This is a genomic window from Kribbella sp. NBC_00382 (assembly GCF_036067295.1).
Lineage (GTDB): Bacteria > Actinomycetota > Actinomycetes > Propionibacteriales > Kribbellaceae > Kribbella.
Genome location: NZ_CP107954.1, coordinates 2,023,456 through 2,036,123, shown reverse-complemented (window position 1 = coordinate 2,036,123; position 12,668 = coordinate 2,023,456). Strand labels below are relative to the sequence as shown.

At 67.5% G+C, this 12,668-nt stretch carries 12 protein-coding genes; 3 read left to right on the top strand and 9 right to left on the bottom strand.

Translation table 11 applies throughout. The features are described 5' to 3' along the window. The first annotated feature begins 8 nt into the window (after positions 1-8). The gene (locus OHA70_RS10065; protein ID WP_328330932.1) at positions 9-635 is read left to right on the top strand and encodes a TetR/AcrR family transcriptional regulator; all 627 of its coding nucleotides are present in this window, start codon (positions 9-11) and stop codon (positions 633-635) included. Here the strand turns inward: OHA70_RS10065 and OHA70_RS10060 are convergent. Continuing rightward, a complete protein-coding gene (locus OHA70_RS10060; protein WP_328330930.1) occupies positions 618-3,983 on the bottom strand; it encodes an ATP-binding protein in 3,366 nt (1,121 codons plus the stop codon). The genes OHA70_RS10065 and OHA70_RS10060 overlap by 18 nt on opposite strands. Before the next feature lie 84 nt (positions 3,984-4,067). Between OHA70_RS10060 and OHA70_RS10055 the strand changes: the two genes are divergently transcribed. Then, positions 4,068-5,414, top strand: a complete 1,347-nt coding sequence (locus OHA70_RS10055) for a serine hydrolase domain-containing protein (protein ID WP_328330928.1) — start codon at positions 4,068-4,070, stop codon at positions 5,412-5,414. A 111-nt stretch (positions 5,415-5,525) separates the two neighbouring features. Here OHA70_RS10055 and OHA70_RS10050 read toward each other — a convergent pair whose 3' ends face one another. The 8 genes from OHA70_RS10050 to OHA70_RS10015 all read right to left on the bottom strand — a co-directional run bounded on the left by OHA70_RS10050 (position 5,526) and on the right by OHA70_RS10015 (position 11,642). Then, a complete protein-coding gene (locus tag OHA70_RS10050; RefSeq protein WP_328330926.1) occupies positions 5,526-6,005 on the bottom strand; it encodes an NYN domain-containing protein in 480 nt (159 codons plus the stop codon). Positions 6,006-6,070: 65 nt separating this feature from the next. Then, positions 6,071-6,511 carry a MarR family winged helix-turn-helix transcriptional regulator gene (locus OHA70_RS10045; RefSeq protein WP_328330924.1) on the bottom strand — a complete coding sequence of 147 codons (441 nt, stop codon included), beginning with the start codon at positions 6,509-6,511 and terminating at the stop codon, positions 6,071-6,073. After that, a complete protein-coding gene (locus OHA70_RS10040) occupies positions 6,508-6,924 on the bottom strand; it encodes an SRPBCC family protein (RefSeq protein WP_328330923.1) in 417 nt (138 codons plus the stop codon). Before OHA70_RS10040 ends, OHA70_RS10045 begins: the two co-directional genes overlap by 4 nt. A 65-nt stretch (positions 6,925-6,989) precedes the next feature. After that, positions 6,990-7,493 (bottom strand): DinB family protein, encoded by a 504-nt coding sequence (locus OHA70_RS10035; RefSeq protein WP_328330921.1) that lies wholly within the window; start codon positions 7,491-7,493, stop codon positions 6,990-6,992. Further along, entirely contained in the window at positions 7,490-8,014 is a 525-nt protein-coding gene (locus tag OHA70_RS10030; RefSeq protein ID WP_328330919.1) for a DinB family protein, read from the bottom strand. Before OHA70_RS10030 ends, OHA70_RS10035 begins: the two co-directional genes overlap by 4 nt. Before the next feature lie 99 nt (positions 8,015-8,113). After that, on the bottom strand, positions 8,114-9,649 hold the full coding sequence (locus OHA70_RS10025) for an AMP-binding protein (protein WP_328330917.1): 1,536 nt from the start codon (positions 9,647-9,649) through the stop codon (positions 8,114-8,116). A gap of 71 nt (positions 9,650-9,720) precedes the next feature. Next, a complete protein-coding gene (locus OHA70_RS10020; protein WP_328330915.1) occupies positions 9,721-10,836 on the bottom strand; it encodes a DUF5938 domain-containing protein in 1,116 nt (371 codons plus the stop codon). 2 nt (positions 10,837-10,838) lie between these two features. Continuing rightward, on the bottom strand, positions 10,839-11,642 hold the full coding sequence (locus tag OHA70_RS10015) for an SDR family NAD(P)-dependent oxidoreductase (protein WP_328330913.1): 804 nt from the start codon (positions 11,640-11,642) through the stop codon (positions 10,839-10,841). A 183-nt stretch (positions 11,643-11,825) separates the two neighbouring features. Between OHA70_RS10015 and OHA70_RS10010 the strand changes: the two genes are divergently transcribed. Beyond that, positions 11,826-12,446 (top strand): TetR/AcrR family transcriptional regulator, encoded by a 621-nt coding sequence (locus tag OHA70_RS10010; RefSeq protein WP_328330911.1) that lies wholly within the window; start codon positions 11,826-11,828, stop codon positions 12,444-12,446. Positions 12,447-12,668: the final 222 nt, after the last annotated feature.

Below are 12,668 nucleotides of genomic sequence, written 5' to 3'. Positions count from 1 at the left end.
GAGGTGCAATGAGCGAACCCTCCGAACGCCGCTACTCCGGTCGCTCCGTCGAGGAGTGGAAGGCGGCGCGACGGGAACGTCTGCTGGATGCCGCGCTGGAGCTGTTCGGGACCGATGGCTACCCCGCGACCTCGGTGGAACGGCTGTGTGCGCAGGCGAAAGTCTCGACCCGGCACTTCTACCACGAGTTCCAGAACAAGGAAGCCGTGCTGCTCGCGGTGCACGCCCAGGTGATCGAGCTGGCGGTCCGGAGTACCGGTGAGGCGTTGACGAAGACCGCCGACGCGCCCGTCCGGGACCGGATCGTGGCGGCCGTCGACGGCTACCTGCGGACCATCATGGCCGATCTGCGCCGGGCCCGGATCTCGTTCGTCGAAGTGGTCGGCGCGAGCCCGGCGGTGGAGGAGCAGCGGATCGCCTTCCGCGAGTTGCTGATCTCCAGCGTCGTCGGGGTCGGCGAGGTGGCGGTGACCCGCAACGAGCTGACCCGTAAGGACTTCCGCTTCCTCGGGCTGTGTTTCATCGGCGCGGTCAACACCGTCGTCTACGACTGGATGCTGACCGAGCCACGCCCACCGGAGCAGCAGGTCCAGACCGCGCTGCGCGATCTGGCGGTCTCACTCATGCTGAGCTGAGCTACCCGTTCGCAACGAGCCCGTCGGCCCGGAACTGATCCGCATCGAGCCCTCCGTACTGTCCTGGCCTTGCATGAGCAGTCCGATCACGTTTCGCGGGTCAGGGATGTCGAACCGCTTACGGAGCTCGGCGGTCGCGTCCTCGCGACTCAGCCGGGCGCCGCCGTCGTACGCGTTCTCGTACTGCGCCTCGCCGAGCTCGGCGCGCAGCCGGTCGACGGTCGCGCGCACCTCGTGGCCGGGAATGGTCCGCATCCCGCGCAGAGCCGCGGCGATGCCGAGGGTCCGGGCGGCGAGTTCGAGATCCCCGGCGAGCAGGTCCACCGCGGCGGCGGCTTCGACGATGCCGGAGGCCAGCGGCATGTCCTCGGTGGTGACCGCCCGGCTGACCGCCGACTTGCTGTACTCACGGGCCTCGGCGAGCTCGCCACGCGCGACGGAAACCAGACCGAGTTGGCTGAGCACCATCGCCTCGCCATGCGGCGCGATCCGTTCGGAGACCAGGTCGAGCATCGAGTAGGCCCGATCGGCCAACTGCTTGGCCTCGTCCAGCTTGCCCTCCCGCCGGGCGAGCATGCTGAACCCGATCAGCGCCATCGCCTGCCCGCCGGCGCTTCCGTGCTCCTCGGCCAGCTGCAGCGCTCGGACGAGATCGCTCCGGGCGCCGTCGTAGTCGTTCAGCTCTGCCCGGCTGCCGGCCGAGCTGGCCAGCAGTTGCGAGACCCCTTCGGTGGTACCGAGTTCGTCGACCAGTTGTAGCGCCTCGGTGAGCGAGGCCAGCGCGGCCTGATGATCGCCGGAGGCGGCTTGGAAGCTGGACAGCCCGCGTAGCGCCATCGAGGTTCCCCAGCGATCGCCCAGCGTCCGGAAGCCGTCGAGCGCCGCCGCGAGATCGACGGCCATCTCCTCGACCTGGCCTTCGTTCTCGCGGAACATTGCGGTCATCATCCCGGCCATGTTCCGGGTCCACGGGTCCTCGTCGTGCCGGGCCGCCTCGAGTTCGCGGAAGGAGGTCGCCTTGTCGCGGCGGACCATCGCCCAGACTGAGTTCGTGAACCGGCCGATGCCGGATTCGGCCACCACCCGGTGCCTGCGGCTGAGCATCCGTACCTCGGCCAGCCCGCGGATCGCACCACCGAACGACGCCGACGGATCCTCCCCGTTCGAGATGGTGCCGATCGCGTACATCATCAGCGTGGTCGCCCGGCTCAGCGGATGGCTCGGGCCCGGTACCGCGAGCGCGGCCTCGAACCAGGTGATCGCCTCGGTGGGGCGGCCGCGCATGTTCCAGTACTCGCCGAGCACCGAGACGAGTTCGAGCGCGGTCTGCGCGTCGCCGGCGTCGACGGCGGTACGGAGCGCGTCCAGCAGGTTCTCGTTGTCCGCGTCGAACCGGGCGATCCACTGCAGTTGCTCGCCGGTGTGCAGCTTGGGCCGGGCTTGCTGGAGCAGCTCGGTGAAATACGCCGTATGCGCCTGGCGGACCTGTGCCGTCTCGCCGGATGCCGCGAGCTGCTCGGCGCCGTACGCCTTCACCGTCTCGAGCATTCGGTAGCGAACCGACCAGTCGTCGGCAGCAGCTTCGACTAGCGACTTGTCGACCAGTGAGGCCAGCACTCCGAGCACTGCCTCCGGTGGCAGGCCGGGTCCGCTGCAGACGCGTTCGGCGGCTTCGAGGGTCGCGCCGCCGGAGAAGAGGGACAGTCTGCGGGCAACTGCCTGCTCGTCGCTGTCGAGCAGGTCCCAGCTCCACTCCACAACCGCGCGCAGAGTCTGATGCCGGGGGAGCGCGGTCCGGGAACCGCTTGTCAGCAAGCGGAATCGGTCATTGAGCCGGTCGACGATCTGCAGCGGGGTGAGCGCGCGCAGACGGGCCGCGGCGAGTTCGATCGCCAAGGGCATGCCGTCGAGGCGGCGGCAGATCTCGGCGATCGCCTGCCGGTTCGCGCTGGTGACGGCAAAGTCGGGGCGGACTGCGCGGGCCCGGTCGACGAACAGCTGGATCGATGGGTAGCTGTCGTCGGTACTGTCGACCGGCGGCAGTCCGAGGGATCCCACCTGATGCAGGTGTTCACCAGGGATGCTCAGTGGCTCGCGGCTGGTGGTCAGCACGCGCAGCCGGGGGCAGGCGGCGAGCAGCGAGTCGACGAGGTCGGCCACCTCTTGGACCAGGTGTTCGCAGTTGTCGAGCACGAGCAGCACGCGTCGATCCGCAACGACCTCGACGAGTCGCTGGGTGGCTGCTCGGCTGGTGGGGAAGTGCTTCGGCGCGAGACCTGACTGGATGTTGTCGACGTACTCGCTGGCACCGAGCGCGCCGAGGATCGCGGGCGCCACGTCGGCTGCATCGGCGAGCGGGGCCAGCTCGACGAACCAGATGCCGTCACCGGTCTGATCGACTAGCGAGCGGCCGGTCTCGGTGGCCAGCCGGGTCTTGCCCGCGCCACCGGGGCCGACCATGGTGACGAGCCGGGTGCCGTTGCTGAGCAGGCGGGCCAGCTCGGCCACATCACCGGCCCGGCCGACGAAGCTGGTCATCGGGGCACGCAGGTTGCTGCGCGGCGCCGATGTCTGGACAGCCGGTACTACGGGAGTCGTGGCGACTGGGTCGATCGCGTCTCCGCGTAGTACGGACACGTGGAGCTCGCGGAGTCTGGCGCCGGGGTCTGCGCCGAGCTCGTCCGCGAGGGTTGAGCGGACTCGCTCGTAGGCGGCTAGTGCTTCGGCTTGGCGGCCGTCGGCGTACAGGGCTCTGATGAGGAGTTCGTGGACGCGTTCGCGGAGGGGGTGGGTGGCGCTGAGGCGCTCAAGCTCGGGGGTTACCTCGCGGGCATTGCCGCTGGCGACGGCTGCCTCGGCGAGGTCCTCGGAGGCGCCCAGCTTGAGCTCCTCGAGGCGGTCGGCCTCGATCGCGGCGAACGGCAGGTCACGGAGGTCGGCCAGGGCGTCACCACGCCAGAGTCGCTCGGCCTGGGTGAGCAGCGCCTTGGCCTGGCTGGGATCGGTGGTGAGCAGCTCGCGGCCCCGGCGTACCAGGTCCTCGAAGTGGAGCGCGTCGACGGACTCGGGCGAGATGGTCAGCGTGTAGCCGGCCGGGCCGGATTGGACCGAGATGCTCGACTCGGTGGCGGGCAGGCCGCCGCGCAGTCGCGAGACCAGCGACTGCAAGGCGTTCGCGCTGGGTGCCTCGGTGCCCCACAGACCGTCGACCAAGGTGTCGATGCCGACCGGGCGGCCCGCGCTCAGCGCGAGCCTGGCCAGCAGGCCGCGCAGCCGGACTCCGCGGACGTCCAGCGGAGATCCGTCGGCCGCCCACATGGCGAGAGGACCGAGCACCGCTATGCGCACGTTCCCACCCTCCCATAAGTGCCCGTTCAGACCCCTGTCTTTTGTCACATCCATACCGGCCCTTGGATGGCTTACTGTCGATCAGTGACCGAGATCTCCGCTCAGACCCAGTCCGCGCTCAGCCGGATCGTCGCCGACCGCCAGGCCAAGGGGCGGGTGCCCGGGCTTGTCGGGGCCGTTGCCCGCGACGGTGCGCTGGCCTGGTCCGAAGGGGTCGGCTCCGCCGATCTGGACCAGCCGGGCGTCGCGCCGACCGCCGATACGCAGTACCTGATCGCCTCGCACAGCAAGACCTTCACCGCGGTGACGATCCTGGCGCTGCGCGACGAGGGCAAGCTCAGCCTGGACGATCAGCTCGACAAGCTGCTGCCCGAGACCAAGCACGGTGGCGTCACCGTGCGGCAGATGCTCAGCCACGTCAGCGGCATGCAGCGCGAACCGGTCGGCGACGTCTGGGACACGATGTCGTTCCCGAACCGCGACCAGCTGCTGACCGGCTGGAACGACGCCGAGCGGATCGGCAAGCCGCACCACCGGTTCCACTACTCGAACCTGGTCTACTCGCTGCTCGGCGAGGTGATCGAGCGGCTCGAGGGACGCAGCTGGTACGACTCGATCAAGGCGCGCATCCTGCAGCCGCTGGAGATGAGCCGGACGACGATCGGGTTCGACGGCGGGCCGGCCGCTCAGGGGTACTACGTGCCGCCGTGGTCTGACGTACCGGTGAAGGAGCCGGTGCTCGACATCGGCGCGATGAACGCGTGCGGCGGTCTCGCCAGTACTGCCGCAGACCTGGCGAAGTGGGCTTCCTTCATCGCCGACCCGGTCGACTCGGTGCTGTCCGCGGACACCGTCGAGGAGATGTGCCAGCCGCAGATCATGGTCGACGAACGCTGGGTCCTCGGCTTCGGCCTCGGCTTCATGCTGCTCCGCCTCGGCGACCGCGTCACCGTCGGCCACACCGGCGGCATGCCCGGCCACATCACCGGCACCTTCGTCCACCGCCCGTCCGGTACCGCCGGAATCGCCCTGATGAACACCACTTCGGCCCCCGACCCGGCCGGCTTCGCCACCGACCTTCTCATCAAGGTCCTGGAAGACGACCCCGCCAAGCCCAAGCCCTGGACCCCCGGCACCACAGTCCCCGAAGACCTCACCGGCCTCCTGGGCACCTGGTACTCCGAAGGCAGCCCCTTCGTCTTCTCCGTCCGCGAAGGCGCCCTCCAAGCAGTAGCCCAAGGCGCCCCCGACTGGAAGCCCCCAGCCGTCTTCGAGCAAATCTCCGAAGACGTCTACCGCACGATCTCCGGCCGAGAAGCAGGCGAACTCCTCCGCATCACCCGAGACCCCTCCGGCACCCCCACCACCCTCCACTGGGCCACCTACCTCTGCACCCGCCACCCCTACGCCTTCGGCGAATGGCTCGACTGATCCAGGTCGCCTGAGTTTGCCCGGTCGCTGGGCGTTGGATAGAGTGACGTCATCCCCCCAGTTGCTTCGGTGGCTGGGCGCGAAGCCCCACTTCGGTGGGGCTTCTGCTTTTTACCAGCCCGTGGGTTTGGTGATCCGGCCGCCGGCCGGGTCGGTGACTACCGCCGGAAACTGACTCGCCCGGAGCACGCCGGCACGGATCGGCTTGGCGAACGACGGCTTGGACTGCATCAGCCGCTGACTCGGCTTCGGTTGTGGGTTCAGCAGCCCGACCAGCTTGCCGAGCTCATGACAGACGATCCGGATCGGCTCGGTCAGGTCGGAGTCATTGCTGACCACGGCGAAAGCGTCGGCGTCATCGCGGAACGCGTCGACGAGCAGGTAGGTGGCGAGGTTGACGTCCGAACCCTTCTCCTCCGTCTTGATCACCTCGACGGTGCGCGGTCCGGTCGGCGAGGGCGAGGCAAGTGCCATGCGGGTCGGCTTCGTCAGGAAGCTGCCCAGGTGCTCGAGGTTCAGCCATTTGTACGGCTGGCCCTTCAGGCAGCCGTAGTACAGGTTGAAGCCGTCGATGTAGACATTGATCCGCACCAGGCGAAGAGTACCGATTTGCCGGCGACCTGGTCGGAACTCCTGTGGATAAAGCCGATCTGCCCCTAGCTGCCCTGGGCGGCCGTCAACTTGGTGAGGGTTTTCAGCAAGGCTTCTGTGGAGACGGGGGCGAAGAATTTGGTATCGACGGCTTCGACCGCGGTGATTGCCTTCTTGGCCAGGTTGACGCCGGCCTTTGTGGGGGTGAGGGTTTTGGCTCGGGCGTCGGTGGGGGAGGGTTGGCGGGTCAGGAGGCCCTTGTTTTCTAGGGTTTTCAGGACTTGGGAGGTCATTTTGATGTCGGTGCCTGCCTGGTGGGCCAGGTCTTGCTGGTTGGGGGTGTGGCCTTCGTTGGTCAGCCACCAGGTGCAGGCTAGGAGGACGAATTGGACGTGGGTCAGGTCCAAGGGGGCCAGGGCTGTGGTGATGGCTCGTTGCCAGGTGTGGGTTACGTGCCAGAGGAGGAAGCCGGGGCTTTCGGCGGGGCCGCCTGGGTAGCGGGTCATCTGGCGGCGTGGGCGATCAGGGCGGTCATCGCCTCGGGGAAGTCCTCGGTGATCATCGGGCCGAGTTCGGGGCCCAGCCTGTCCGCGTCGGGGCCGGTGATCTCCAGGCGGTGGACGATGCGGGTGGTGCCGTCCGCGAGGGTGGAGAGGGTATGGCTGAAGCCCAGGGTCGCGCCGTTGAAGGTGGTTTCGTCGGCGTAGCGTTCGCCGGGCGTGATCTCGACGATGGTTGATTCGATCGGGTCCTGGCCGGCGGGCGTCATCAGCACCCGGCTGCCGACGGCGAACGGGCCGTCCAGCTTGATCGCTGCCATCGAGGTGTCCCAGGCGGTCCAGCCGTCGATGTCGGCCAGGGTTTTCCAGATCAGCTCGCGCGGTACGGCGGTCTCGGCGGTGTGCTCGTGAACCCACATGGCAGAAGCTCCTTCGATTTAGTCTGCGCGAAGATTATCTCCGCGCAGACTAAATCCGCAAGAGGTCAGCCGCGCCGGCCGTCCAGGAGCTCCCGGAGGATGTCGAGGTGGCCCAGGTGGCGGGCCGTTTCCTCGATCATGTGGTTGAGGATGTAGCGGACCGAGGCCGGCTGTCCCGACGGGCGGGGCGGGGTCACCGTCTCCACGTCGTCGAGGGTGAAGCCGGCGAGGATCTCGTTCGAGCGGGCGCACTCGGCGTCGTACTCGTCGAGCAGATCGGGCAGGGTCCGGTGGTCGACGAACATCTCGGCGTCGGGGTGGCCGCCTTCGGTGAAAGGGGTTTGGCCCGTGTCGGGGGTGCCGAGCAGGTTCTCAGTGAACCAGGAGTACTCGACCCAGCGCAGGTGTGAGACCAGGCCGGCCACGGTGGTGAGTGGCGAGGTCGGGAGGAGTTGGCGATGCGCGTCGGCCTCACTCAGGCCCTCGCACTTCGGTCGTACCAGCGCCCGCTGCACGTCCAGCCAGCCGATGAGGCTCCCACGCTCGTCGGCGGTCAGGAGTGCCTTCACGGGTTGCGCCAGTCGTAGCGGGTGGCGCCGTCGATGAGTTCCCGGATGATGTCGAGGTGGCCGACGTGGCGGGCCGTCTCCTCGATCATGTGGCAGAGGATGTAGCGCAGGGAGGCAGGGGCGTCGTCGCCGGTGCCTTGTTCGAGTGCGTCCAAAGACAGGTTCGCGATGGTTGCGTTCGAGCGGGCGCACTCCTCGTCGTACTCGTCGAGCAGCTGAGCCAGCGGTACGTCGTCGACGAACATCTCGGCGTCGGGGTGGCCGTCCTTGGTCCAAGGGGTCTGGCCGGTGTCCGGTACGCCGATCAGGCTCAGCTGGAACCAGGAGTACTCGTTCCAGCGCAGGTGAGCCACCAGCCCCGCCATCGTCATCAACGGCGAGGTGGACAGCATCACCCGATGGGCGTCGGCCTCGGTCAGGCCTTCGCATTTCATCCGGACGAAGGACCTCTGCAGGTCCAGCCAGCCGGTGAGTTGGGTCCGCTCGTCAGAGGTCAGCGGCGGACGGGATACCACGGTCATTGCAGCTCCTGAGGTGGTGAAGACAAGCCACCTGTCAGCCGCGGACGCGACAGGCAGGCAGCACGATAGTCGTAGACATCGCGCTCACCTCCTCTCGGTTCATTCCGACCCTAGCAGCCTCGCCTTGACCTCGCTCTTCAATACTTTGCCGACCTTCGAGCGCGGCAGATCGGGCCAGACCACCACCTGTTTCGGCGCCTTGACGCTGCCGAGCTTGCTCTTCACGTAGTTGCGGACCTCCGACTCGGTGACCGTCAACCCGGGGTGCAGCTGCAGCACCGCGGTGACCCGCTCGCCCCACTTCTCGTCCGGTAGGCCGACGACCGCGCAGTCGCGGATCGCCGGGTACGTCATCAGCGCCTGCTCGACCTCAGCCGAGTACACGTTGAATCCGCCCGTGATGATCATGTCTTTCGCCCGATCCACTATGTAGAGGTAGTTGTCTTCGTCCAGGAACCCGATGTCACCCGTGTGGTGCCACCCGTACTGCGATGCGGCGGCGGTCGCCGCCGCATCCTTGTAATACCCAGCCATCACCAGCGAACCCCGTACGACGATCTCGCCGCGTTCTCCAGCTCCCAGCAGCCGCCCGTCGTCCGCCATGATCGCCACCTGCGTCAGCGGCGAGGGCCGTCCGGCCGAGGTGAACCGTTCGACCGCCAAAGAACCGTCAGGGTGGAAGTGATCGGCCGGCGCCATCGTGGAGATCATCATCGGCGCCTCGCTCTGACCGAAGAGCTGCGCCATCACCGGCCCGATCCGGGTCAGTGCCTCCTCCAACCGCGCCGCGGACATCGGTGCCGCGCCGTACCAGAAGCACTGCAGTGACTTGAGATCCGTCGTGGCCAGAGCGGGATGCGCCAGCACCATGTAGATCACGGTCGGCGGCAGGAAGGTGTGGGTGACCCGATGCCGCTCGACCAAGGCCAGGAACTCGTCCAGGTCGGGCGCCGGCATGATCACGATCTCGCCGCCGAGCGTCAGGACGGGAAAGCACAGTACGCCCGCCGCGTGGGTCAGCGGCGCCAGCGCGAGGTACACCGGCCGGCCGTCGAACGGATAGCTCATCAGGGTGATCGCCGACATCGTCTCGAGGTTGCGCTCGGTCAGCATCACCCCTTTCGGTCGCCCGGTGGTACCGCCGGTGCCGACCAGCAGCGCCGTGTCATCGGCAGGCTCCAGCGACCAGGGATCAGCCGGTACATCCGTCAGCCACTCCGCCAAGCTGATTGCCCCAGGCAATGAGTCGTCCAGGCAGATGACCGTGGTGAGCTTGGGCAGCTCGGGCAGAATCTTCTCTACCAGTGGAAGAAACGCCCGTTGGAAGATCAACGCGGAGCAGTCGAACGCGTCGAGCAGGTCGCGGTTCTCGGCCGCCTCGTTGCGCGGGTTGATCGGGCACCAGATCGCGCCCGCCCGGGCGATGCCGAAGACGCAGGCGAACGAGATCGGGTTGTTCGCGGACAGGATCGCCACCTTGTCACCTGGCAGCACCGTCGAGCGATGCAGGGCCCGGCCGACCTGCCACGACAGTTGCTGCACCTCGGCGTAGCTGAGCGAAGTACCGGCCATCGTCAGGCAGGGCGCATCGGCTCCGAGCGATGCGCCCTTGTCGAGATAGTCGTACAGCCTCACGCGAACTCCAGGTGGTACAGGTGCGGGGGGACCCTTGGGGGGGTGAGAGTTGGGCACCCCCGCACCCGGTCTCAGTGGTGGACGGTCACTACAGGTTCGAGGACCAGTCCGAAGCTCCGCAGTACGCCGAGAAGCTCGCGGTGACCGAAGGCCTGGCAGGCGGAGGCGAGCCCGACCCGCTTGGGCGGCTGCTGTAGAAGCGAATAAGCGGCGTACGCCTGCAGCACCCCGGTCTGCTTGTAGTTGCTGTTGCCGTGGATCACGCAATGCGCGCGTCCCAGCGGCCCGGACGCGTGGACCGAGTCCAGCGACGTGTTGATCCGCGGGTTCTCACGAGGCGGCATGCTGGCCTGGACCGACGCGGCGACCTCGGCGAGAGCGGCGTCCTGCTGCTCCACCGGCAGGGTCTTGATCTGCGACTCGACCATCTTCACCGCCTCGACCACACCCTGCATGACGGTCCGGTCGAAGACGCCGCCGACGACCTTGACGTTGGCCACCCGCGGATCGCTCTTGAACCAGACCGGATGACTCGTGCCACCCCAGGGCAGCGCCAGGGCCGACGCGTGCTGGCCGGGGACGTTCACCTCGAAGGTGCTGAGCGGGTCCCACTTCACCAGCTCGTTCTGCTCCAGGTAGTGCCAGTCCGCCTTGAGGATCGTGAAGATGGTCTGGGTCGACGCGTAGGTCGGGAAACCCTTCCACAGCACCAGGATGTCGAGGGTGTCGAGGCCAGGGGTCTCCAGACAGATGTTCGCCGCGATCTCGCCGGTCGTGTACATCTGAGCGACTCCCGGAGCAAGCAACAGTCCTTCGGCGGTGAACTTGTCACCCCACCCGTTCTGCGCGTCCAGCAGCCAGTCCTGTTCACCAGTGGTGTCCAGGTAGTGGCAGCCGGCCGCCAGGCTCGCCTCGACGACCTCCGGCCCGTACTTGACGAACGGGCCGACCATGTTGCTGACCACCTTCGCGCCGCGGAACAGATCCGTCAGCGCGCTCACCTCGTGCTCGACCTCGACCACCTCGTGGTCGACGGTGTCGATGCCGGGCACCCGGTCGAGTACTTCCTGCACGCGCTTCTTGTCCCGGCCGGCCGCGATGAACGGGACGTTGAACTCGCGCAGGTACTCGCAGACGAGCCGCCCGGTGTAGCCGGAGGCGCCGTAGACGACGACGGGTTTGCTCATCGTCACATTCCCATTCCGCCGTCGACCGGCAGGCCCGCACCGGTGATGAACTTGGCCGCGTCCGAGGCCAGGAAGACGACCGCGTCGGCCATGTCGCCGACCTCGCCGAGCCGGCCGAGCGGGGTCAGTCCGATGACGTCCCCGACGGCTGCTTCCGCCGACGGCCAGAGTCCGAGGGTGACCATGTCGGCCGCGAGCTTCATGCCCATCTCGGTCGGTACGAGACCTGGGTACACGCAGTTCACCCGTACGCCGTACCCGAGCTTGCCGGACTCCATCGCCGCCACCCGGGTCAACCGGTCGACCGCCGACTTGGTCGCGGAGTAGCCGGAGATGCCGGGGAACGGGATGGTCGCCGCGACGCTGGAGATGTTGACCACCGAGCCACCAGTCCCGGCGGGTCCCTCCGGCCGCATCGCGCGGAACGCGTGTTTCAGCCCCAGCGCCGTGCCGAGGACGTTGATCTCCAGCATCTTGCGGATGTCGGCCGGGTCGAGGTCGATCACCAGGCCGGACAGCTCGACGCCGGCGTTGTTCACCAGGATGTCCAGACCGCCGAGCTCGGTGATGGTGGCGCTGATCGCCGCCTCCCAGTTCGCGTCGTCGGTCACGTCGAGCGGTACGAAGGCCGCGGTCGCGCCGCCGTCGTTGAGCGCGTCGGCGGTCGCTTTGCCGAGATCCTCCGCGATGTCGGCGATCACGACCGAGGCCCCGGCCGCCGCGAGAGCTTCGGCCATGCCGGCCCCGAGTCCGCGCGCACCCCCGGTCACCAAGGCTTTTCGTCCGGTCAGGTCGTACCCGCTCATGACTCTCCCCTTCGGCCGGCTGCTGGACCTTCAAGTCCGCCCGATCACCGGTGAGGTGCGGTGACCGGGCGATCCACACAGCGTTGCCACTTTCTTGACAGTCGTCAAGAGTTCCTTGGACAGCTGTCAAGAAAATCTCATTGCCGGGTTAAGCTTTCAAGAGATGAACCCAGGAGGCAGACCGTGACCGAGGTGACGGACCGGATCTCGCGCCGTCAGGTGGACAAGTTCGCTGAGCGTCGTGCTCAGCTGGCCACCTCGGCGCTACATACCCTGTCCGAGCTTGGTTATGCCCGCACCAGCCTGCGGGAGATCGCTCAGAACTCCGACTTCTCGCACGGCGTCCTGCACTACTACTTCCGCGACAAGGTCGAGCTGATCACGTACTGCGTGAAGCTCTACAAGGCCGAGTGCGTCACCCGGTACGACCAGATCGTCGCGACCGCGCGGTCGGCCGACCAACTGCGGACCGACTTCGCCCAGGCGCTCGCCGTCACCTGCGACGAGGACGGCACGATGCACCGGCTCTGGTACGACCTGCGCAACCAGGCCCTGTTCGAGGAGCACTTCCGCGAGGACGTGCTGGAGATCGACAAGACCCTCGAGCTGATGATCTGGCGGATCGTCAGCACGTACGGCGACCTGAGCGGCACCCAGATCACCGTCTCGCCCTCCACCGCCTACGCCCTCTTCGACGGCCTCTTCCAGCAGGCGCTGCTCCGCCACCTCTCGGGCGAGCCCAAGGCCCTCGACGACCTCCGCGAAGGCGTCGAGAAGATCCTGCCCAAGCTGCTCATCCCCTGACAAACGCGGCACCCCTCGCCGGCGCACAACCGCCTCGACGCGAACTGCAGTCGCGCGTTGCGGATTGCCGGGCTGGCCTGTTTTGGCGTCTTTGTGCTCGACGTGAGTGTTCTGGCGGCGGCCAGATGCTCAGGTGGAGCACAAGGTGCCTCAGGCAACTGTTTCTGGGGATTGACGGAGGCGGTCCCCGACAAGATCCTCCCCGAACCGGTTAAGGGCAGT